Origin of the sequence: Sphingorhabdus lacus, from assembly GCF_009768975.1 — a bacterium.
Lineage (GTDB): Bacteria > Pseudomonadota > Alphaproteobacteria > Sphingomonadales > Sphingomonadaceae > Sphingorhabdus_B > Sphingorhabdus_B lacus.
In genome coordinates this window covers 1,422,183-1,443,755 of sequence record NZ_CP035733.1, presented here as the reverse complement: position 1 = coordinate 1,443,755, position 21,573 = coordinate 1,422,183, and the positions used below count along the sequence as shown (strand labels likewise).

At 56.4% G+C, this 21,573-nt stretch carries 19 protein-coding genes; 18 read left to right on the top strand and 1 reads right to left on the bottom strand.

What is annotated here, in order from left to right:
* Positions 1–46 precede the first annotated feature (46 nt).
* Positions 47–2,080 carry a TonB-dependent receptor gene (locus EUU25_RS06735; RefSeq protein ID WP_246162948.1) on the bottom strand — a complete coding sequence of 678 codons (2,034 nt, stop codon included), beginning with the start codon at positions 2,078–2,080 and terminating at the stop codon, positions 47–49.
* A gap of 263 nt (positions 2,081–2,343) precedes the next feature.
* Between EUU25_RS06735 and EUU25_RS06730 the strand changes: the two genes are divergently transcribed.
* The 18 genes from EUU25_RS06730 to ftsA all read left to right on the top strand — a co-directional run bounded on the left by EUU25_RS06730 (position 2,344) and on the right by ftsA (position 21,532).
* On the top strand, positions 2,344–3,336 hold the full coding sequence (locus EUU25_RS06730) for a cysteine synthase A (protein ID WP_158903189.1): 993 nt from the start codon (positions 2,344–2,346) through the stop codon (positions 3,334–3,336).
* A 56-nt stretch (positions 3,337–3,392) separates the two neighbouring features.
* Positions 3,393–3,683, top strand: a complete 291-nt coding sequence (locus EUU25_RS06725; RefSeq protein WP_158899474.1) for a hypothetical protein — start codon at positions 3,393–3,395, stop codon at positions 3,681–3,683.
* A gap of 8 nt (positions 3,684–3,691) precedes the next feature.
* The gene (locus EUU25_RS06720) at positions 3,692–4,528 is read left to right on the top strand and encodes a DUF4350 domain-containing protein (RefSeq protein ID WP_158899472.1); all 837 of its coding nucleotides are present in this window, start codon (positions 3,692–3,694) and stop codon (positions 4,526–4,528) included.
* Positions 4,529–4,842: 314 nt separating this feature from the next.
* Positions 4,843–5,334, top strand: coding sequence for a division/cell wall cluster transcriptional repressor MraZ (locus tag EUU25_RS06715; RefSeq protein WP_158899470.1), 492 nt, complete (start codon positions 4,843–4,845; stop codon positions 5,332–5,334).
* Complete coding sequence (rsmH, locus tag EUU25_RS06710) at positions 5,331–6,287, top strand: 16S rRNA (cytosine(1402)-N(4))-methyltransferase RsmH (RefSeq protein WP_158899468.1); 957 nt, start codon at positions 5,331–5,333, stop codon at positions 6,285–6,287. Before EUU25_RS06715 ends, rsmH begins: the two co-directional genes overlap by 4 nt.
* Positions 6,288–6,295: 8 nt before the next feature.
* Positions 6,296–6,844: a hypothetical protein gene (locus EUU25_RS06705; protein ID WP_158899466.1), complete on the top strand. Its 549-nt coding sequence runs from the start codon at positions 6,296–6,298 to the stop codon at positions 6,842–6,844.
* Positions 6,841–8,574 carry a peptidoglycan D,D-transpeptidase FtsI family protein gene (locus EUU25_RS06700; protein WP_158899464.1) on the top strand — a complete coding sequence of 578 codons (1,734 nt, stop codon included), beginning with the start codon at positions 6,841–6,843 and terminating at the stop codon, positions 8,572–8,574. The genes EUU25_RS06705 and EUU25_RS06700 overlap by 4 nt, the downstream gene beginning before the upstream one ends.
* A 2-nt stretch (positions 8,575–8,576) precedes the next feature.
* The gene (locus EUU25_RS06695; protein ID WP_158899462.1) at positions 8,577–10,004 is read left to right on the top strand and encodes a UDP-N-acetylmuramoyl-L-alanyl-D-glutamate--2,6-diaminopimelate ligase; all 1,428 of its coding nucleotides are present in this window, start codon (positions 8,577–8,579) and stop codon (positions 10,002–10,004) included.
* Entirely contained in the window at positions 10,001–11,386 is a 1,386-nt protein-coding gene (locus EUU25_RS06690) for a UDP-N-acetylmuramoyl-tripeptide--D-alanyl-D-alanine ligase (protein WP_158899460.1), read from the top strand. The genes EUU25_RS06695 and EUU25_RS06690 overlap by 4 nt, the downstream gene beginning before the upstream one ends.
* A complete protein-coding gene (mraY, locus tag EUU25_RS06685) occupies positions 11,386–12,456 on the top strand; it encodes a phospho-N-acetylmuramoyl-pentapeptide-transferase (RefSeq protein ID WP_158899458.1) in 1,071 nt (356 codons plus the stop codon). The genes EUU25_RS06690 and mraY overlap by 1 nt, the downstream gene beginning before the upstream one ends.
* Positions 12,453–13,742, top strand: coding sequence for a UDP-N-acetylmuramoyl-L-alanine--D-glutamate ligase (gene murD / locus EUU25_RS06680; RefSeq protein ID WP_158899456.1), 1,290 nt, complete (start codon positions 12,453–12,455; stop codon positions 13,740–13,742). Before mraY ends, murD begins: the two co-directional genes overlap by 4 nt.
* Positions 13,739–14,962 (top strand): FtsW/RodA/SpoVE family cell cycle protein, encoded by a 1,224-nt coding sequence (locus tag EUU25_RS06675; protein WP_158899454.1) that lies wholly within the window; start codon positions 13,739–13,741, stop codon positions 14,960–14,962. Before murD ends, EUU25_RS06675 begins: the two co-directional genes overlap by 4 nt.
* Positions 14,959–16,140 (top strand): undecaprenyldiphospho-muramoylpentapeptide beta-N-acetylglucosaminyltransferase, encoded by a 1,182-nt coding sequence (gene murG / locus EUU25_RS06670; protein ID WP_158899452.1) that lies wholly within the window; start codon positions 14,959–14,961, stop codon positions 16,138–16,140. Before EUU25_RS06675 ends, murG begins: the two co-directional genes overlap by 4 nt.
* Positions 16,137–17,543 (top strand): UDP-N-acetylmuramate--L-alanine ligase, encoded by a 1,407-nt coding sequence (murC, locus tag EUU25_RS06665; RefSeq protein WP_158899450.1) that lies wholly within the window; start codon positions 16,137–16,139, stop codon positions 17,541–17,543. The genes murG and murC overlap by 4 nt, the downstream gene beginning before the upstream one ends.
* Positions 17,540–18,436, top strand: coding sequence for a UDP-N-acetylmuramate dehydrogenase (gene murB / locus EUU25_RS06660; protein WP_158899448.1), 897 nt, complete (start codon positions 17,540–17,542; stop codon positions 18,434–18,436). Before murC ends, murB begins: the two co-directional genes overlap by 4 nt.
* Entirely contained in the window at positions 18,433–19,356 is a 924-nt protein-coding gene (locus EUU25_RS06655) for a D-alanine--D-alanine ligase (RefSeq protein ID WP_158899446.1), read from the top strand. Before murB ends, EUU25_RS06655 begins: the two co-directional genes overlap by 4 nt.
* Positions 19,356–20,270: a cell division protein FtsQ/DivIB gene (locus EUU25_RS06650; RefSeq protein ID WP_158899444.1), complete on the top strand. Its 915-nt coding sequence runs from the start codon at positions 19,356–19,358 to the stop codon at positions 20,268–20,270. The genes EUU25_RS06655 and EUU25_RS06650 overlap by 1 nt, the downstream gene beginning before the upstream one ends.
* Positions 20,267–21,532 (top strand): cell division protein FtsA, encoded by a 1,266-nt coding sequence (ftsA, locus tag EUU25_RS06645; RefSeq protein WP_158899442.1) that lies wholly within the window; start codon positions 20,267–20,269, stop codon positions 21,530–21,532. Before EUU25_RS06650 ends, ftsA begins: the two co-directional genes overlap by 4 nt.
* Positions 21,533–21,573 lie beyond the last annotated feature (41 nt).

Here is a 21,573-nt window from a genome sequence, read left to right as displayed (position 1 = left end):
GTGCACCTGTCAAACTGAACCAAAGCTTACAACCGACGTCGATTTGTCAGAAACTGAACCGCGCTGTCAGTTTGAAATCCCGACCGGCAAGCGCGACGAAATCCTTGGTGAAGGATGCCGCACGTCGGGCTTCCACATCAAAAATGTTGTTTGCGGCTGCGATCAAGCTGATGTTCTTGTCCCGCCCGAAAGGCCGCCATGTGACGGAGGCGTTGACCATCATAAATCCGTCGGTCGGATTTTCGAAGCTTGCCGTTCGCGTCTGGCTGTCGGTCCATTCGACCTCGCCACGCAAATCCAGTGCGCCACTTTGCAACTCGAGCCCGCCTTGAAGACGCAGCGGCGGAATGCGCGGGGCAGGGCCATCGCCTTTGATTGTCGCACGGGTATAGTCGGCAACGCCATCAACAACGACATCAAAGCCTGCGGCGTGACCCAGCTGAGCACTTGCTTCTGCCTCTACGCCCCACACATTTGCCTTCCGTTGCAGATAGACAAATTCGGGCAGGTCATCGACGATATTGCCGGTGTCGTTTTCATAGATAAAATTGCTAAAACGATTGGTGTAGACCGTCGTGGTAAAATCAAAACGGGTGCTGTCGTAGCGGGCATAAAGCTCCCCATTCCAGCTGCGTTCGCTCCGCAAGGTCGGATCACCGACCTCGAATGATTGCGTAGCAACATGGGGACCGTCAGAGAACAGCTCCTCCACCGAAGGGGCGCGGCCAGTGCGTGAAATGTTCGCCCCAATTTTCAAGTCGCCAATATTATATCCGATGCCAAAAGCGGCAGACAGATTATTGAATTTCCTCGTTATACCGAGAGGCTGGGCTTCCAGATTGGCGTGGTCAAAACGAAGTGCAACTTCCGTATCCAGATTGCCGATCGAAAATTCCTGCAATGTGAACAACCCAAGCTGGTTCGTACGCGTCGGCGGCAAAAATGCTTCGTCGCCGATAGCTTCAAAATCGCGGGTCTGGAATTGCAGGCCGCTTGCCCCGCGCCATCCACCCTGCTCATTTTGGGTCAGCTCAAACCGGGCTTCGATTGCCTTGCTGAAGAAAGTTGTGCCGACATCGGGACCTTCAAGTTCCTTATGGGTATAATCAGCGTAGCCGGCACGGATCCGGGCTTTATCCAGAAAGCCTTCTCCCAACTCTACCTCACCGCGGAGGTCAAACCGATATTGGCGCAGGTCAATGCTGACTTCGCCGCCTACCGGTTCGGTGAATTCGGGACGCTCCGGTATGCCATATACCGTGTCGTAAATATTAAAGGACACGCCGAGACTGCCGCCGTCATCAATGAAGGCTCCCCCGGCACCGAACGTCCAGGTTTCCACGCCGCTATTGGGAAGACGTCCGCGGAACTCAGCCCAATCACGGGCATTTGCCGCTTCGGCGACATTGCCTAGTGCGGTTTCATCTGCGGCAACATCCAATGCTTCGGCGCGTAATTCGGGGGACAAAAGAAAGCCGCCGATGCGTAAATCTTTCGATTTGCGATAGCTGCCGTCAACATGCGCTACAAAACGATCAGACAGGGGTACGTCAACGGATGCACCACCCGAATATTCCTTGGATACAGTCGAGTAACCCAAAAGCGCGTCGATATGAATTGGCTCGGATGGCACTGCGCGGGGAATGCGCTTATCAATGACATTGACCGCGCCGCCGACAGCTTGTCCGCCAAAAAGCAAAACCGCGGGGCCGCGCAGCACTTCGATACGTTCTGTTGTCAGTGCATCAATGGTAACCGCGTGGTCGGCTGAGGTATTCGACGCGTCGATATTTCCGATACCATCCGTCAATACCGCGACGCGATTTCCTTGAAATCCGCGCAAGACCGGCCGTGACGCCCCGGGAGAAAAGCTTGTTGCGGATACGCCGGGAATATTGGTGAGCATGTCGCCAATCTGACCCTGCGTTTCTGCGGCAAGGTCCTCGCCCGACAGTGCGGACGTACCGGAGAGGATATCCAAACGCTCGACATAAGGCGCCGTTACAACAATTTCTTTTTCCGTATGAAAATCGTCATCGCTGGTCGTTGCAGAGCCTTGCTGCGCATGTGCAGGTGCCATTAGCGCAAGAGAAAGAGCGCAAAGGCTCGCGGAATAGAGCGTCGTACGTGTTAGAAGCATTGAAATAATTACCATTTTTTGAAGGGAGACGTGTAAAGATAGACAATATGTTATAATATAACAATACCTAAATCGCGCTTTCGACGAAGTGGCGGTTGCCGCCGACGATTTGCAATTTATGCGCGATGACTCATGCTTCCCAGACCAACCGCTTGCACACTGCGGCTTGCGGATGTGACGGAACGTCTTTAGCACCCGACGGCATGACGACATTGCCAAACACACTTGATCTTATCGGAAATACCCCGCTGGTTCGCTTGCGCGGACCTAGTGAAGAAGCGGGATGCGATATTTTCGGCAAATGTGAGTTTGCCAACCCCGGTGCATCGGTCAAAGATCGCGCCGCATTGTTCATTGTCCGGGATGCCGAACGTCAGGGATTGCTGAAACCGGGTGGCACAATTGTAGAGGGTACCGCTGGAAATACAGGCATTGGCCTTGCCTTGGTAGCGAATGCGCTGGGCTATAAGACGATTATTGTTATGCCTGAGACCCAGTCGCAGGAGAAAAAGGACACGTTACGCGCCCTAGGCGCGCAATTGGTTCTCGTTCCCGCCGCGCCTTATTCAAATCCGGGACACTTCGTGCACACATCGCGCCGCTTGGCAGAAGAAACCCCAAATGCGGTATGGGCAAACCAGTTCGATAATATCGCCAACCGGAAAGCGCATATCGAGACGACTGCCGAGGAAATCTGGACCCAGATGGAGGGGCGCGTTGATGGCTTTACCTGCGCTGCCGGTACCGGTGGCACGATCGCGGGCGTTGGATTGGGGCTGAAGGCCAAGAATGAAAATGTAACGATTGCTCTGACAGATCCCCATGGGGCTGCGCTTTATAATTACTTTGCATGTGGCGAACTGCATTCCGAAGGTAGCTCGGTCGCAGAAGGAATTGGCCAAGGACGTATCACGGCCAATCTGGACGGCGCGCCCATTGATACCCAATTCCGTATTTCCGATGAAGAAGGTTTGGTCTGGGTCCGGCGTTTATTGGCCGAAGAAGGTCTTTGCTTGGGGCTGTCGTCCGGTATCAATGTTGCGGGCGCTATCGCGCTTGGAAAGCAGCTCGGTAAAGGCGCGCGGATAGCGACGATCCTGTGTGATACCGGATTTCGCTATCTTTCGACGATCTACAACCCGCAATGGATGCAGTCCAAAAACCTGCCTCCAATGCCTTGGCAACTGGAAAATTGACGCTATCGTCTCCATATAAGGTTCGTGTCTGAATATTGTCGCGAGAAAGATGTCACATGGTAGAACCACGCCAATCGGCTATGCAGCGAATACAGGTCGGCGTTATTGGTCTCGTCGTCGTGCTCTTGTTCGTCAGCCTCGCGACGATGGTGCTCGACCGCGTGAAGTCGGGGCCAGACGCTGCCTCCACACCGGATAGCGGCGCCATCGTAGATTCAGGTATCGCACCGCCCGATGAGCCATTGGCTGAACTTGGCGTGACGCCCATTGCAAAGGATGATGCGGCAGACAAAGCGCTGGAGGAACCCGCGCAATCCATACGGCAGGTACCGGGCCGCACCCAATAAGGATGCCGATGCGCACGCTCAATTCATTGTTTCGCTCCGGCGCGCAAAAGCGCTTGCTGGTTGGTTTGCTTCTGGTCCTTGGTGTCGTGTTTTTTCTGTCCGCCATGCGCTATTTCCAAAGCGACGATGTCGGCGTTAAGCCGACAATAGGTTTAATGACCACCTTACCCTTGCAATGGAGCGAAGGCGGAATCGAGGCGGATCTTTCCCAGGACGCACAACCGCATCCCGCATATGCGCGCTTGCAACAGCAATATGATGTCCGTCCGGTTGACACTTTCGATGTCCTGGATGGCCAGCCCATGGACATGCTCATTCTGGCGCAGCCACGAGCGCTGTCTCCGGCCGAGCTTGTGAAATTGGACGGCTGGGTGCGGGCCGGCGGCCGTCTTCTGGTCTTTGCCGATCCGGCGCTGCAGTGGGGAAGTCTATATCCCATTGGTGACAAACGTCGGCCACTGTTCACAACAATGTTGTCGCCGTTATTCTCCCATTGGGGAATGGAGCTTGTGCTGCCCATCACCGGCCAGGAAGCCATCACCCTTTTGGACGTCAACGGCCTGACCTTGCGAACGCAAACGGCAGGAGAGTGGATTGAAAGAGCGGGCGAGGACAAAGGGAGTTGCCGGATTTTGGAGCGCCGGATTTTGGCGGACTGCAAAATTGGCAACGGGCGCGCGTTACTCGTGGCTGATGCCGACCTTCTCGATACTGTTTATTGGGAAGGACAGGGGGTGCGGATGGTGACCGGCACCGATGAATTCCCAAATCTGCAGTGGGTGGAAAAACTTGTTTTCGCGATCCGAAATAACAAGGACGTTTCCGGGGATTTTGTGGGTCAATGATGGGTGTTTTTCTGACATTGCCGGGATTCCATGGAAAATGGGCGGAATTGCCCCCAAAAAAGGTAGAATTCAGGAGGAATTGCAAAAGTTTTTTAGGCAGGCTGTTCAAAATATATGGTTTAAAATCAGGTATTTACTGACAATAGCGACAAAATTCCCATAAATTCCCTCTTTTCATCCATAAAATCCCTTGTTATGCCCAGTCATCCAAGGGGTGGATTCCTGATTCTTTCGGTCGTTACGGCGTCCGCATGGCGATGTTCTGTCGCCATGGTCGGCAATCTGCGCCCTGCTTCGGAGGGTGGGTTAGAACAGTGTCAGCATTGGTCGTCTATGCAGGTTCGGGGGTGTCTTCAGTAGACGCCAAGGGCCGCGCGACGATTCCCGCTGAACTCCGCGACAGCGTTCAGGCATCAAGTGGTGCCAACACCGTATGCATTTCACGACATGCAAAATTGCCCTGCCTGATTGGTTTTGGCGGAGCGGAGCGTCTGAAAATGCGTGCCGATGTTGAGGCGCAATGGCAGAGTGCGGTAAGCCGGGGCGTTGAATTCGACCGTGAGCTTGCAGGCGTCACAGCATCCTCCATTTTTGAAACAAATTTCGAAGCCAGCGGACGGTTTGTTTTGTCGCCCATGCTGCGGCATTTCGGGAAGATTGAAGATCGGGCATTCTTCTTCGGCGCCACCACCCACTTCATGCTGTGGAACCCGGATGTATTCCTGTCCGACGCGCCCGCAGGTTTCGACGCCGTAAAGGATGAACTGCACTATTGGCTCGCCCAAGCCGGAAAGCGCGACAAATGATCGCGCTGGCTCCCCATATTCCCGTTTTGTTGGATGAAGTAATTCACGCTCTGGCCATCACCCCTGGATCAGAGATTGTGGATGGCACCTTTGGGGCAGGAGGATACAGCCAAGCGATACTGGCTGGCGGTGCACGCGTTTACGCGTTCGATCGCGATCCCGATGCCCTATCAGAAGGTGCAGACCTTGCAGGCCGCAGTGAAGGTGCTTTGCGCCTTTACTCGGCCTGCTTTTCTGATCTCGACACCGTGTTGCTGGCAGATGGTGTAAACGAAGTTGATGGCGTTGTGCTCGACATCGGCGTGTCATCGATGCAGCTCGACCGCGCCGAGCGCGGCTTTTCCTTCCAAAAGGACGGTCCGCTGGACATGCGTATGGCGCAAGATGGCATGTCGGCAGCCGATTTTGTCAATGAGGCGGACGAAGCCGAGATTGCCGATGTGATCTATCGTTATGGTGAAGAACATCGCTCGCGCCGGATTGCGCGCGCGATTGTTGCCGCACGTCCCCTGACCACAACGGCGCAATTGGCGGCGATTGTGCGCAAAGCCGTGGGCCATAAGCCCGGTGCCCCGAAAGACCCGGCAACCCGGGCGTTCCAGGCGATCCGTATCCATATCAACCGCGAACTTGATGAACTTACCGATGGGCTGGAGGCGGCGGAACGCATGCTTAAGCCTGGCGGTCGTTTGGCTGTAGTGACGTTCCACAGCCTTGAAGACCGCATAGTAAAACAGTTTCTGCGCCGCCGTAGCGGCGCGGAGGGTGCAGGGTCCAGGCATATCCCGGTGGTCGCAAATGCTGGCCCTGCATCCACTTTTGAAAAAGCCGACAAGGCCATCCGTCCATCCGAGGCGGAACTCACCAGAAACCCGCGGGCACGTTCAGCCACGTTAAGAACGGCAACCCGCACAGCAGCGCCCGCATGGGCCGAAGGAGGATTGGCAGCATGAGTCTCGCCATGAAGCGTTTAAAGAATTTAGGCTGGCTCGCGCTGGTGTTCATGGTGGCTATTCTGCTTTATCCGCTGTCGCTTAACGTCGCGGCGGTTCACAGTGATCTGATCGCCGTGGATCGCGAGATTTTGGATACCAAGCGCGAAATCAGCTTCTTGCAGGCTGAAATACGGACGCGCGCCAGTTTGCAACAGCTCGAAGAGTGGAATGAACTGCTCTATGGCTACGCGCCACCGACCGCGGCACAATTTGTCGATGGAGAGGCTGCGCTTGCCGGTCTCAGTTCAGATGTGCCGGTAACAAAGCCCGTTATGGTCGCATCCAGCGATCAGCCGTCTGGTGCTATTGGCAATGGTGGACATAGTTCGGCGCCCGTGCCTTCCGAACCAGACTTCAAGATTGCACAGGCCTCAAATCCGGCGACGTCTGTTCAGGCACCCAAAGTCGAGCAAAGCCGTACGGAACGGCTCGCACGGATGGATGAAAAGCTGCTTTCGGACGACCTTATGCGCGATATCGCCGCTAAAGCCGATCGGGAGCGCAAAGGTCGATGACCATATTGGCAGCCCGAACGACAACACGCAAAAACGGGATAGGTACTCCGCCTTTCGCGGCACTCGGATTTTGGCGCCTGCTTGTTTTGCTGGCGGCGTTCGGACTTTTCGTTCTTTTGTTGATCGGTCGATTGGCCACACTTGCGCTTTTCGAAAGCACGCGCGCCTACGGTGCGACGAACACCGACTATGTTCCGGACCGTGGCGACATCGTCGATCGGAACGGCGTGCCTTTGGCCCGCAGTATTTATGGCTATGCGATCTGGGTGAAGCCTGACCAACTGCTTGGCGACAAGAAGGAGCTGGCCAATCAATTGGCGGCGATTTTCCCGGATACAAGTGCAGCAGAGTTTTATGGTAAGCTTACCGCGGACAAGCCTGGCTATCTGCGCAAACGTGCTTTGCCGGAGCAGGTGCGTCAGGTGCATGACCTTGGCGAAATAGCCATTGAATTCCCGCGTGAAGCGACGCGACTATATCCGCAGCACGACATGGCGGCGCATGTTCTGGGCTTTGTAAACCGTGACGGCAATGGCGCCATGGGGATGGAGCGGGTGATGAACGAACATCTCCGCAATCCCGGAAAGCGCTCGAAGCCGTTAAACTTGGCGCTCGATGTTCGTGTGCAAGCCGCTTTGGAGAGTGAGCTCCTGTCAGGTATGCGCTCCAACGGTGCCAAGGGCGCTGCGGGGATTGTGCTCGACGTGCAAACAGGTGAGGTTGTTGCCATGGCGACGCTCCCCTCGTTCAATCCCAATCGCCCGTCGTTTGCCAATATTCCTGATCTTGGGGAAACCATTGTAGATGGTCGCTACCCCATTTCGCGCCAAACCAATAATGTAACCAACCGCGTCTATGAATTAGGATCAACATTTAAACCTTTGACCGTGGCTGCTGCGCTGGACGCAGGCACCGTGCGTGACCTGTCGATCCGCTATGACGCCACCAGGCCGATAGAAATTGGCGGCTTCAAAATTCGGGATACCCATCCTTCGGGGCGCTGGCTCAATACGCCCGAGGCATTAATTCATAGCTCGAACATTGTCACAGCGCAGATCGCCGATAATCTCGGCGCGGCGCGTATGGATGCCATGCTGCGGACGATGCACTTCAACGGGCGGCCAGACATTGAGCTCGCCGAAAAGGCGATGCCAATTTATCCGAAAAAGTGGGGACGGTTGACAAATATGACGGTCGGTTTCGGCCATAGTATCGCGGTAACACCTCTGCATTTGGCGAGTGGATATGCCGCGATGGTGAATGGCGGGATTTATCGTCCCGCCACCATGTTCAAAACGGATCCCAACGCAAAACTCCCCGGAAAGCGCGTCTTTACCGCAGCGACCAGTGCGCGGATGCGTCAGCTTATGCGGATGATCGTTGTCGATGGCACCGGACGCAAGGCGGATGCGCTGGGTTACCGGGTCGGTGGAAAGACTGGATCGGCTGAAAAGCCGGGCGTCGGTGGATATAGCCGCAACCTGGTTGTTGCTACATTTGCTGCTGCGTTCCCGATGGACAATCCGCGCTATGTCGTCCTGGCAATGCTCGACGAGCCCAAAGGCACAGCCGAAGCAAGCTTCCAGCGGACTGCGGGCTACACAGCGGCGCCCGTGGTGCAGAAAACAATCACGCGCATCGGTCCTTTGCTGGGCATTATCCCCGATATGAAGCGCGATGTTGATGTTTCGGAACTGATGCCTCTATTGTGGAAGGCAAAGGGAGAGTAATAATGCGGCTGGGACAATTGCTGACCGATCTGGACGGTGCAGCCGCCGAACAAACCGTCACCGGTTTCGCCATCGACCACCGCAAAATTGCACCGGGGACAATCTTCGGAGCATTTCAAGGCGCGGCCTTCAACGGTGAAGATTTCATCGACGAGGCGATCGCTGCCGGTGCGATCGCCATTGTCGCGCGCCCCGAGGCAAAAGTGTCAGGTGCCGTCCATATAGCCGATACCGTTCCACGGCGCCTATTCGCGCAACTGGCAGCGAAATATTTCCGGCCTTTCCCGCAACATATCGCCGCGGTGACGGGCACAAATGGCAAGACGTCGACTGCCGAGCTGACGCGGCAATTGTGGCGGATGGCCGGACATCACGCCGCGTCCATCGGAACGCTTGGTATAACCACGGCTTCCGATCAGGCGAAGACCGGGCTGACCACCCCGGATATTGTTACCTTTCTGTCGAATATGGCGGGCCTGTCGCGCGAAGGTGTGACCCACACAATCTTTGAAGCATCGAGCCACGGCCTGTCGCAATATCGCAGCGAAGGCGTTCCTGTATCCGTCGCCGCATTCACCAATTTGAGCCGGGATCATCTCGATTATCACGGCACGATGGAAGACTATTTCGAGGCCAAGATGAGGCTGTTCGATGAAGTCGTCGACGAAAATGGTACTGCCGTGATCTGGGCTGATGACATCTGGTCGGACAAAGTCGTTGAACGGGTAAAGAAACGGGAAATCCGGCTGATCACCGTGGGCGAAAAAGGCAAGGGCATTCAGCTGCTATCGCGGCAACCCACGCAATTGGGCCAGACACTTGAGCTGCGCATTCAAGGCGATGTGACCAAGGTCAAATTACCCCTGATCGGGGCATATCAGGCGGCAAATGTGCTTGTTGCGGCAGGAGTGGTCATGGCCAGTGGTGGCGATGTGGAGGATGTGCTCGCGCATATGGCACGTCTGCAGCCGGTGCGCGGACGCCTGGAGCGTGCAGTTATCACCAAAAGCGGCGCGCCCGTTTATGTGGATTATGCCCACACCCCCGATGGTTTGAAAGCCGCCATCGCCGCATTGCGGCCGCACACAAAAGGCAAGCTTATTACCGTGTTTGGCGCAGGTGGGGACCGAGACAAGGGCAAGCGACCCGAAATGGGCGCTATTGCCGTTGCCGATTCCGACATCACCATCGTCACCGACGACAATCCGCGTAGCGAAGATCCCGGTCTTATCCGTGCCGATATCATGGCAGGTGCACCCGGTGCGCACGAAATCGGGGACCGCCGTTATGCCATCGCCTTTGCCATCGAACATGCCGAACCGGACGATATCGTCCTGATCGCCGGTAAGGGGCATGAACAGGGTCAGATTATCATGGGCCGCGTTCTGCCGTTCGATGACGTCGAAGTCGCGCGCGAGTGTGCGGCATGATGCCATTATGGACCCATGCCGAACTGGTAGCCGCAACAGGAGGAAAGGCGACCGGCGAATTTGATGCAAATGGCGTCGCATTCGATTCCCGAGAAATCGGGAAAGGGGACTTGTTTTTTGCCCTGAAGGGCGAGGAAACCGATGGGCATTTGTTCGTGGACAAGGCGTTTGCAAACGGTGCCGCTGGCGCGATTGTAAGCGAACACGTTGATTTCCCGCATATCCTTGTCAGCGATACTTTCGCAGCGTTGAACGATCTGGCCCGCGCATCGCGTGCACGCATGGACGGTAAAGTCGTCGGCGTAACCGGCTCTGCGGGCAAAACGGGCACGAAAGAAGCCTTGTTTGCCGCGCTTGATCGTTCGTCACGCGGCAAAGCGCATCGATCGGTCAAAAGCTATAACAACCATGTCGGTGTCCCGCTCAGTCTTGCGCGCATGCCGCGCGATACGGTTTTCGGCATATTTGAAATGGGAATGAACCACGCCGGTGAACTTCGCGCGCTGACGGCATTGGTCCAGCCGCACGCTGCGATCATCACAACCATCGCACCCGCGCATATCGAGTTTTTCAAGGATGAAAGCGGCATTGCCGACGCCAAGGCCGAGATTTTTGAAGGGCTATTGGCCGACGGAACAGCAATCATCCCGCGCGACAATGCGCATTACGAACGTCTGCGCGACGCCGCAAAGCTCCATGCCAGCCACATCGTCAGCTTTGGCTTTTCGCCTGAAGCGGATGTCCGATTGCTCGATCATGTCGCCGGATCGAATGGCGAAACTTTGATTACTGCCCAGTTGCCGCACGGCGCACTTTGCTATGGTCTTTCGCAATCCGGGGAGCATTGGATATCCAACTCGCTTGCTGTTCTCGCTGCTGTTGAAGCGGTCGGGGGCGATCTTGCTGCAGCTGGTCTGGCACTGGCCGAATTGGGTGGTCTGGCCGGACGTGGGGCCCGGCATATCGTTCCGGTACAAAATGGCACCGTGCTGATCATAGATGAAAGCTATAATGCTAACCCCGCTTCAATGGCCGCAACACTCGCCGAACTCGGGAAAGTTGCGGGCCGGAAAGTCGCGGTGCTTGGAACGATGAAAGAGCTGGGCGACAAAAGCAGCGAATTTCATCGCGCGCTTGCAGAGCCGTTATCTTCTGCAAAGGTCGATTTTACAATATTAGTCGGCGAAGAGATGGAAATTCTCGCCGAGAGGTTGAAGGCGGGGGTTGAGGGACTGCCCGAATTCGCGCATTGCGCCACGGCGCGCGAAGCTCTCGAGCTTCTCAAAAGCAATTTACGTGAATCCGATACGGTTTTGGTCAAAGGCTCCAATAGCATGGGGCTTTCGGCGATTGTCAGTGACTTGGTGGGTGGGAAAAGCTGATGCTCTATTTATTGGCAGAATATCTGGGGTTTCCCGGCATTCTGAACCTTTTACGCTATTTGAGCTTCCGCTCCGGCGCGACCGTGGCCACGGCACTTGTCATCGGCCTTTTGATTGGACCGAAGTTCATCGGCATGCTCCGCGTACGTCAAGGCAAGGGGCAACCTATTCGAACGGACGGACCGCAGACGCATTTGGCTAAAGTAGGTACGCCTACGATGGGCGGTCTAATGATCCTGATCGCTGTATCCATCTCGATGCTGCTTTGGATGAACCTCGAGAATATTTATGTGTGGGCATGTCTTTTGGTGATGGCCGGCTTTGGAATTGTCGGGTTCATGGACGATTATGACAAGGTCAAGAAACGCAGCCACAAGGGCGTTTCCGGCAAAGTGCGCCTGCTTTTCGAATTTGCGATTGCCGGCGTCGCCGTTTCCCTGATCGTGTGGCAATCGGGGGGTATGTTGTATCTGCCCTTTGTAAATGGTCCGGTTCTCGACCTCGGTTGGTGGTATGTTCCGTTCGGGGCCTTTGTGATCGTTGCCTTTGGTAATGCAGTTAATTTGACTGATGGCCTGGATGGCTTGGCGACCATGCCTGTCATTATCGCCTCGATTGCCTTCATGTTGATTGTCTACATGGTCGGAAACGCCAAATATGCTGCGTATCTGGGCATCCCATTCTATCTCGGTGCGGGTGATCTTGCGATGCTGTGTGGGGCCATCGTCGGCGCCGGTCTCGCATTTCTTTGGTTCAACGCGCCGCCTGCGGCGGTTTTCATGGGCGACACGGGAAGCCTCGCGCTCGGCGGTACGCTTGGCGCAATCGCTGTGGTTGCGCACCATGAATTTGTGTTGGCCATCATCGGCGGCCTTTTTGTGGTCGAAGCCTTGTCGGTCATCATCCAGGTGTTCTGGTTCAAGCGGACCGGCAAGCGTATTTTCCGTATGGCGCCGATCCACCATCATTTCGAACAGCTTGGCTGGTCAGAGCCTACGGTTGTTATCCGCTTCTGGATTGTGGCTTTCGTTCTGGCGCTTGCGGGTCTATCAACCCTCAAGCTCAGATGATTACCAGCCCGGCCTTTAAAAACCGCAAATTTGCTCTGTTGGGCCTTGCACGGTCGGGCCTTGCTGCGGCGCGATCCCTTTCGGCTGGCGGCGCTGAAATTCTGGCGTGGGATAATGATGAAAATGCACGCGCCAAGGTAGCAGATATTGCGACGATAGCGGACCTGCTGGATGCCGATTTGTCCGGTTATGACGGGATTGTCGTGTCCCCCGGCGTTCCCATAAACCGACACCCGATTGCCGAAAAGGCGAAGGAACAAGGCATCCCGTTGATCGGGGACATCGAACTGTTTGCGATGGCCCGGGCGGATTTGCCGCCCCACCGCGTCGTGGGTATCACGGGAACAAATGGCAAGTCCACCACAACGGCGCTTGTCCATCATCTGTTGAAAAGCGCTGCACTTCCGGCGCGGATGGGCGGCAATATAGGGTTGCCGATTTTGTCACAGGCGCCGCTTCCCGCGGGTGGGGTCTATGTACTCGAACTGTCGAGCTATCAGATTGATATAACCCGTACCCTTGCGTGCGAGGCAGCGGCGCTCATAAATCTCTCGCCGGACCATCTTGACCGTTATGACGGTTATGAAGCCTATATCCGATCAAAAGCGCGGCTGTTCGACATGCAGACGGCAAAGCAGCATTCCATTTTTGGCAATGGCGATGAAGACACTTTGCGTATTTACGGCGAAGTATGTGAACGTCGCGGAGCAGATGTCGTCCATTTGGCCGATCCGGCCCATATTTCGGGACAGCAGGACTGGCCTTCGTTGCAAGGGCCGCACAATCTGCAGAATATTGCGGTTGCCGTCGGTCTTGTCGAAGCGCTTGGTTTGACAGAAGCGCAATGGCGTCCAGCCATGCGGAGTTTCAAGGGACTCGCGCATCGAATGGAAGTTGTGGCTGAACGCAATGGCGTATTGTTCGTCAATGACAGCAAAGCCACAAATGCCGCGTCCACTGCACCGGCACTCGCCGCATATCCGCGTGTCCACTGGATTGTCGGCGGTTTGGCGAAAAGCGATAATCTTGACGAATGCATCCCCAATTTCGGACATGTCGTCAAAGCCTACACCATCGGTGAAGCAGGGCCATTGTTCACAAAATTACTGTCGCCCTACATGGCTGTTGAAAGCAGCGAGATGATGGGGGCTGCCGTTCATTCGGCAGCCGCGCAGGCACAGGCAGGTGATGTGATCATGCTGTCCCCCGCATGTGCGTCTTTTGACCAGTTCAAAGATTTCGAAGCACGCGGCGATGCCTTTAAAGCCATAGTCGAGGCCTTATGAACGGCGATCGTGGCGAGGTTCCTTGGGTATTGGCTGCCAAAACCGGCAAGATCGGGTTTGCAAACCGTTTGGGTCGCGGTGACCGTTCGCCCTTGGGCGTCTGGTTCTGGGAGCTGGACCGTGTTTTGCTCACGCTCATGATCGTGTTGATTGCCATTGGACTGTTGTCGGTCGCGGCCGCATCGCCCGCTGGCGCGCAGCGTTTATCGTCGTCTACGACCCAGCTTAACTCGCTATACTTCTTCTACCGCCAACTCATGTGGGTCATTGTCGGCGTTCCGTTGATGCTGGTGGTCTCCATGTATCCGCGCGAGCAAGCGCGACGTTTTGCTGTCGTGGGCTTTTGCATATTTTTTGTGCTCTTGGCGCTCGTGCCTGTTTTGGGCCGGGAGGTGAATGGCTCGCAACGGTGGATAGGCGCAGGTTTTGCCGGCCTCCAGCCTTCGGAATTCCTAAAGCCTTTTTTCGCGGTCACCATGGCATGGATCATTAGCTGGCGGCTGAAAGATCCGACGCTGCCGGTCCGATTGCTCAGCAGCATCGGTACAGGGCTGGTGTGTGTCTTTTTGATGGCGCAGCCGGACCTTGGACAATCCATACTCTTCGCCGGAACATGGTTCGCTCTAATGATGGTATCCGGTGTTCCGGCGTCGCGACTTTGGGCGATGGTTATCGGTGGTCTGGTCGGCCTTGTGCTTGCCTATAATTTCTATCCGGTGGCGACCCAGCGTATCGACGCATGGATTTTTGGTACCGAAGGCTTGACGCATGACAAGATGGCATTGGCTACATTGACAAGCGGCGGCTTCATTGGCGTTGGACCAGGTTTGGGAACAAAGAAATATTCTTTGCCGGAGGGTCACACGGATTATATTTTCTCGGTCATAGGCGAAGAATTCGGATTGCTGGCCTGTATGGTGATCGCCATTTTGTACTTCGCCATACTCGTAAGGATCATTATCCGGCTGCTCGATGAAAAGGATCAGTTTGTCGTCCTTGCCGTGACGGGTCTGGGTGCGCAGTTTTGCGGTCAGGCGATGATTAATATGGCGGTGAACCTTGGCGTGTTCCCTTCCAAGGGGATGACCTTACCCTTTATCAGCTATGGCGGATCGTCCATTTTGGCGCTGTCGATAACATGCGGTCTCATACTGGCACTGACGAAGCGCAACCCGTATCTTGACCGTTCCGCCTATATGGTGAAGGGACAGATGCCATGAGCATTTCACGGCACTATGTCCTCGCCGCTGGTGGTACCGGCGGTCATCTCATCCCGGCATTCGCCCTTGGGCAGGAATTGCTGCACCGCGGCCACCATGTCGCCCTGATCACGGACGAACGGGGCGCCAAGATTCCCGGCGCACCGGAGAAAATCGCAACGCATATTCTGCCCGCTGGCCGCATCACCAAAAGCCCGGGAAGCTGGCTGCCCGGCGTCAAGGCGATTGCCGAGGGCCGCTTGATGGCGCGGCGTCTTTACGACAGTTTTGAACCCAGTGCTGTGGTCGGCTTTGGCGGCTATCCGGCATTTCCGGCACTGTTGGGCGCATTTGCGGAAAATGTTCCCACCATCATACATGAACAAAATGCCGTGCTGGGCCGCGTCAACCGCTTCACCGCGCGGCAGGTCAACGCGATTGCAACGGCCTATCCCGACATATTGCGCCTCTCGCCCCGCTATCAGGACAAGGTCCACTTGGTCGGCAATCCGGTGCGTGAAGAGGTTCTGGCCCTGCGCGATCAACCCTATCCGCCCATGTCGGCCGACGGAATTTTCCGTGTTCTGGTCACCGGCGGCAGTCAGGGTGCCACGGTACTGTCGGACGTCGTTCCCGATGGGCTGGCCCGTTTGCCACTGAACCTGCGGCGTCGTCTGCAAGTCACGCAGCAATGCCGCGCCGAGGATATAGAAACCGTGCGCCAAGCCTATGCGGCACATGAAATTCCCGCCGAGCTTGCGACCTATCTGCCCGATCTGCCCGAGCGTCTGGGTTGGGCGCATCTTGTCATTGCGCGGGCAGGGGCCTCGACCATTGCAGAACTGACCTGCGCCGGACGCCCCGCCATATTGGTTCCGCTGCCCAGCGCGACGGACAATCACCAAAGCTTTAATGTGAAGGAAATGGTGCAGGCGGGCGGTGCACGCGCAATTGCACAGACCCAGTTCACGCCGGTCGAACTTGCTAAGCAGATCCAGAAAATCGCGCTGGAACCCGGCGCATTGGAAAATGCGGCGAAAGCAGCGAAAAGCTGTGGTCGACCCCAGGCCGTTTCCGATCTTGCCGATCTGGTGGAATCCTTCGGCAAAGCGCCCATCATGCACACCATAAAGCAAAAGCACGAGACTGCTTCCGCCTTTGCCCCGTCACCCGCACTCGCCAAGGATACGGCACTATGAAGGGCGTCCCTAACGACATTGGCACGATCCATTTTGTCGGCATTGGCGGCATCGGCATGTCCGGTATCGCCGAAGTGATGCACAATCTTGGCTACACCGTCCAAGGCTCCGATATGGCCGACAGCTACGTCATCGACGGTCTGCGCAAGCGCGGCATAAAGGTGATGATCGGGCATAGCGCCGATAATCTGGGCGACGCGGCTGTGGTGGTCACATCTACCGCGGTCAAAAAGGGAAATCCCGAACGTGATGCGGCTCTAGAGCGCCGTATACCCCTGGTACGCCGCGCCGAAATGCTTGCCGAGCTGATGCGGCTGAAAAACACTGTTGCTGTGGCAGGGACGCATGGAAAGACAACGACGACATCTCTGATTGCCGCGATGCTGGACCATGGCGGCATTGACCCCACCGTGATCAACGGCGGTATCATTAACAGCTATGGTTCCAACGCCCGTCTGGGCGCGAGCGACTGGATGGTGGTCGAGGCGGATGAAAGCGATGGCAGCTTTTTGCGTTTGGACGGCACGATTGCCGTCGTCACCAACATCGATCCCGAGCATCTCGACCATTATGGCGGATTTGATGCCATCAAGGATGCCTTTGTCGAATTTGTCGAAAATGTCCCCTTCTACGGCGCCGCCATCATGTGCCTCGACCACCCTGAGGTGCAGGCCATTTTGCCGAAGATACGCGACCGGCGGATCATCACTTACGGGTTTTCCGCGCAAGCCGATATCCGTGGCGAGAATGTAACGCCTTTCCCCGGCGGCAACCGCTTCGACGTGGTCGTGCGCACCCGCGATGGTGCACAGCGCAGCATCACCGGCATCGAACTGCCGATGCCCGGCCGTCATAATGTCCAGAACGCCCTTGCTGCAATTGCCGTCGGTTTGGAAATGGGCATGGATGACCAATCGGTTGCCCATGGCTTTGACAAATTTGGCGGGGTCAAGCGGCGCTTTACGAAGGTGGGCGAAGTCGATGGCGTCACGATCATCGACGATTACGGGCATCATCCGGTCGAGATACGCGCCGTCTTGTCCGCCGCACGCGAAGGCGCGCAGGGCAGGGTGATTGCCGTGGCGCAGCCCCATCGCTTTACCCGGTTGCGCGACCATATGGATGATTTCCAGCAGGCCTTTAACGATGCGGATATGGTGTTCATTTCCCCCGTATATGCGGCAGGCGAAGCGCCTATCGAAGGCATTGATTCCGAGGCGTTGGTCAACGGCATCAAGGCACGCGGTCACCGCTCAGCCGCCACGGTCAATGATCAGGCGGATCTGGCACAAAAGCTGGCAGGCATCGTGCAGGATAAGGATATGGTCGTCTGCCTCGGGGCTGGCGATATCACAAAATGGGCCGCAGGGCTTGCCGACGCGATCAAGGCGGAGCGCGGATGAGCGTTGCCGAACTTCCACGGGTAGCTGGAAAGCTGACGGCCAATGCGCCACTTGCACCATTGGTATGGTTCAAGTCGGGCGGCTGTGCCCAGTGGTTGTTCGAACCAAAGGATATGGAGGACCTGCAGTCCTTCTTGCGTAACCTTGATCCCGCGACGCCGGTCATGGCCTTGGGGCTGGGGTCGAACATGATTGTGCGCGACGGCGGTGTCCCGGGTGTTGTGGTCCGGCTGGGCAAGGCATTTGCGAAGGTGAAGCCCGTCGATGCGATTACGCTGGACTGTGGCGGCGGTGCGTCCGGCATTTTGGTGTCATCGACAGCCCGCGACGCGGCGATTGCCGGTCTCGAATTTCTGCGCTCCATCCCGGGTACCGTCGGCGGTTTTGTCCGGATGAACGGCGGCGCCTATGGCGGCGAAGTGAAAGACATATTGGTGGATTGCGACGTCGTCCTCCGGGATGGCGAACACGCCAATCTTTCGGTTGAAGAACTGCACTACAGTTACCGCCATTCGGAACTTCCCGATGGCGCCATTGTCGTATCCGCCCGGTTTCGGGGAAAACCCGGGGAACCTTCCTCCATTCAGGCTGAGATGGACCGGATATCGGAATCGCGTGAAGCATCGCAGCCGTTGCGATCCAAAACCGGTGGTTCGACATTTAAAAATCCCGATGGCCATAAAGCATGGCAATTGGTCGATGAAGCCGGTTGCCGGGGGCTGCAAATAGGTGGAGCGCAAGTGTCCGAGAAGCATACCAACTTCCTGATCAACACGGGCGACGCCAGCAGTGCGGATATCGAGGCTTTAGGTGAAGAAGTCCGCCGGCGCGTGATGGCGAAGTCGGGGATTGATCTGCAGTGGGAAATTCAGCGCGTGGGTGAAGTCAAATGAGCGAGCAAATCCACGTTGCAGTGTTGATGGGCGGTTGGTCCAATGAGCGCCCCGTTTCGCTGATGAGCGGCAATGGCGTGGCGGACGCCCTCGAACGCGTTGGTTACAAGGTAAGTCGTGTCGACATGGACCGGAATGTCGCGCAGGTCTTGGCGGCATTGCGGCCGGACATTGTATTCAACGCGTTGCACGGTGTACCCGGCGAAGATGGTAGCGTGCAGGGCATGCTGGACCTGATGGGAATCAAATACACCCACAGCGGAATGGTGACGTCGGTGATCGCGATCGACAAGGAATTGACGAAGCAACGTCTTGTCCCTGCCGGCATTCCCATGCCCAAAGGAACAATCGTCGATAGCGAAAGCCTGTATTCAGGTGATCCCCTGCCACGTCCTTATGTGTTGAAGCCGGTGAACGAGGGTAGCTCTGTCGGCGTCGCGATCGTCAAGGCCGACAGCAATTATGGCGATCCGATCGCGCGTGAGTCAAAGGGGCCTTGGCAGGAATTCGACACGTTGCTCGCCGAACCCTTCATCAAGGGGCGTGAACTGACGGTCGCGGTTCTGGGCGACAAGGCATTGTGCGTGACCGAATTGAAACCCAAAAGCGGGTTTTACGATTTCGATGCCAAATATACAGATGGTCTTACCGAACATGTGTGCCCCGCCGAAATCCCTGCGGATGCTGCGCAATATATGATGGACATTGCGCTGAGGGCCCACCGGTTGTTGGGGTGCAAGGGGGCATCGCGCACCGATTTCCGCTGGGACGATGAACTGGGCCTCGAAGGCATTTTTGTGCTGGAAACCAACACCCAACCCGGCATGACGCCGCTCAGTCTGGTGCCGGAACAGGCAAAATATGTTGGCATCAGTTATGAACAACTGGTCGATATCATTGTGAAAGAGGCGCTGGCATAATGGCTACTACCTCCCGCAAAGCGAGCACCAAACGGAGCGTAAAGGCACCGCGGCCTCGGCAAAAGGTCCGGCAGATTTCGGTGCTTGATCGTGTCTTTCAGGCTTTGCCTTTTTCTGAAGAGGATATTCAACGCGCCGCGACCTGGCTGATTATTGCAGCGATGACAGTCCTGGCCTTCGCCGCCGCCCAATGGGCAGGTCTGACGACTGCTGCCTATTTGCAATATTCGGATCTGGCGGCGCGCGCCGGCTTTCAAGTCGAGCGCGTCGAAGTGACGGGTATGGAGCGTGTCGACCAGCTCAAGGTTTATGATCTGGTGCTGGCGGAAAAAGACCGTGCAATGCCTCTGGTCGATATCGACAAGGTGCGCGCCGATCTTTTGCAATATGGCTGGATACAGGACGCCCGCGTTTCGCGTCGCTTGCCGGACACATTGGCGGTGGAAATTGTCGAACGTAAGCCTGCTGCGGTGTGGCAGCGCGATGGCAAATATTCCCTGATCGATGCAGAAGGCAATGTTCTTGAAAATGTAAAACTTGGGGAGGTCGGTGACCTGCCGGTTTTGAATGGCGCGGATGCCAACCGCCAGGCTGTCGCGCTGAACGAATTGCTGGATAAAGCCAGTGCGCTGAAGTCTCAGGTCACGGGTGCAAGCTGGATCGGCAACCGTCGCTGGGATCTGAAGTTCAAAAGCGGTGAAACTCTGGCTCTACCGGAAGGGGAGAAGGCGGCCGCCGAAGCATTGCTGAATTTCGCCCGTATGGATGGTATTCATCGGCTGTTGGGGCGTGACCTTATCCATTTTGATCTGCGCGACCCGGAGCGCGCCTATTTTCGAAAAGCGCCCAAAGCTGCTCCGGCAAATGCCGGGAGCGAAACATCCAGTGCAAAAAATGGCGGAACGCAAGCATGAAAGCCGCACGCGTAGAAAAGCTGATTTCCGCGATTGATATAGGATCGTCCAAGGTGTCGGCGTTAATCGCCGGACGGACGGATACAGGCGAACTGATCGTGTTGGGGACTGGCCAGCGCGAAAGCCGCGGCGTCACGCGCGGCTATGTGTCGGATATCGAACAGGCCGAACTTTCCGTGCGCCATGCCGTTGAGCAGGCCGAACGGATTGCTGGCATCAATATTGAGCGTGTCTGGGTCGGGATGTCGTCCGGCGGTCTGGACAGCCTGCTTGCACCGGTTGAAATTGAACTGGGTGGCGATCGGATCACGCAGGAGGATGTGGACCAGTTATTACAGGCAGGTCGTGCGAACATCCACACGGGCGGCAAAATGCCGCTGCACATCCGGCCAACGCTCTATTCGCTGGATGGTGTTGGCGGTGTCGCCAATCCGGTTGGGCTTCACGCCGACCGCCTGGGTGTCGATATACATGTTGTCCTTGCCGACCAGTCGCCTGTCCGCAATATCGACATGACGGTGCGTGCAGCGCACCTTGATGTGGAATCGATTGTTGTCGCGCCCGTCGCGACCGGCTTGGCATGTCTGACGGCGGAAGAACGCGAATTGGGCGTGGCTCTGGTCGAATTCGGGGCTGCGGTCACCAATGTGTCGGTATTTATCGGCGGAATGTTGGTGGGACTGGAAACTATCCAAAAGGGCGCGTCGGACATTACCGACGACATCGCATCAACCTTCGGCATACGCCGTGCCCAGGCGGAACGCCTGAAGTGCTTTCACGGATCGGCTTTGACCAGTCCGCGGGACCATCAGGAGGTGTTGGAAGTGGGGCCCGATGAAAATGGCACCGAAGCCGGCACCCACGCGCCGCGCATAACCAAGGCGCAATTGAACGCGGTGGTATGCCAGCGTGTGGACGGGATCGTGTCCGAAATCGGACGGGCGCTCAAAACGCTTGGATTTTCGGGGCCATCAAGTCACCAGATCGTCCTCACCGGAGGCGGCGCTGAATTAAAGGGTATTGCAGAGCATATGCAGGGTGCTTTGGGCCGTACGGTCCGAATTGGCCGCCCTGCCGGATTGAATGGCGTTCCAGAAGCGCACGCCGGTCCCGCATTTTCAACTTTGGTTGGTTTGATTCATTACGCGGCGATTGACCGCGTCGACTTGAAATCCGGCTATGATTTGCATGGCGAACATATGCCATCGGGCATGCCGAGCCTATTTGAACGTATAAAACGTGCGATCCGTGAGAATTTTTAACAGAAAGCTGTGCAAAAAGGTTAATTTTCGAGTGTGCGCTG

Bases quoted from the DNA above. Each gene is read 5' to 3' on its own strand.
- EUU25_RS06735 (WP_246162948.1), bottom strand. From the start codon at position 2,080: ATGGCACCTGCACATGCGCAGCAAGGCTCTGCAACGACCAGCGATGAC.
- EUU25_RS06730 (WP_158903189.1), top strand. From the start codon at position 2,344: ATGACGACATTGCCAAACACACTTGATCTTATCGGAAATACCCCGCTG.
- EUU25_RS06725 (WP_158899474.1), top strand. From the start codon at position 3,393: ATGGTAGAACCACGCCAATCGGCTATGCAGCGAATACAGGTCGGCGTT.
- EUU25_RS06720 (WP_158899472.1), top strand. From the start codon at position 3,692: ATGCGCACGCTCAATTCATTGTTTCGCTCCGGCGCGCAAAAGCGCTTG.
- rsmH (WP_158899468.1), top strand. From the start codon at position 5,331: ATGATCGCGCTGGCTCCCCATATTCCCGTTTTGTTGGATGAAGTAATT.
- EUU25_RS06705 (WP_158899466.1), top strand. From the start codon at position 6,296: ATGAAGCGTTTAAAGAATTTAGGCTGGCTCGCGCTGGTGTTCATGGTG.
- EUU25_RS06700 (WP_158899464.1), top strand. From the start codon at position 6,841: ATGACCATATTGGCAGCCCGAACGACAACACGCAAAAACGGGATAGGT.
- EUU25_RS06695 (WP_158899462.1), top strand. From the start codon at position 8,577: ATGCGGCTGGGACAATTGCTGACCGATCTGGACGGTGCAGCCGCCGAA.
- EUU25_RS06690 (WP_158899460.1), top strand. From the start codon at position 10,001: ATGATGCCATTATGGACCCATGCCGAACTGGTAGCCGCAACAGGAGGA.
- mraY (WP_158899458.1), top strand. From the start codon at position 11,386: ATGCTCTATTTATTGGCAGAATATCTGGGGTTTCCCGGCATTCTGAAC.
- murD (WP_158899456.1), top strand. From the start codon at position 12,453: ATGATTACCAGCCCGGCCTTTAAAAACCGCAAATTTGCTCTGTTGGGC.
- EUU25_RS06675 (WP_158899454.1), top strand. From the start codon at position 13,739: ATGAACGGCGATCGTGGCGAGGTTCCTTGGGTATTGGCTGCCAAAACC.
- murG (WP_158899452.1), top strand. From the start codon at position 14,959: ATGAGCATTTCACGGCACTATGTCCTCGCCGCTGGTGGTACCGGCGGT.
- murC (WP_158899450.1), top strand. From the start codon at position 16,137: ATGAAGGGCGTCCCTAACGACATTGGCACGATCCATTTTGTCGGCATT.
- murB (WP_158899448.1), top strand. From the start codon at position 17,540: ATGAGCGTTGCCGAACTTCCACGGGTAGCTGGAAAGCTGACGGCCAAT.
- EUU25_RS06655 (WP_158899446.1), top strand. From the start codon at position 18,433: ATGAGCGAGCAAATCCACGTTGCAGTGTTGATGGGCGGTTGGTCCAAT.
- EUU25_RS06650 (WP_158899444.1), top strand. From the start codon at position 19,356: ATGGCTACTACCTCCCGCAAAGCGAGCACCAAACGGAGCGTAAAGGCA.
- ftsA (WP_158899442.1), top strand. From the start codon at position 20,267: ATGAAAGCCGCACGCGTAGAAAAGCTGATTTCCGCGATTGATATAGGA.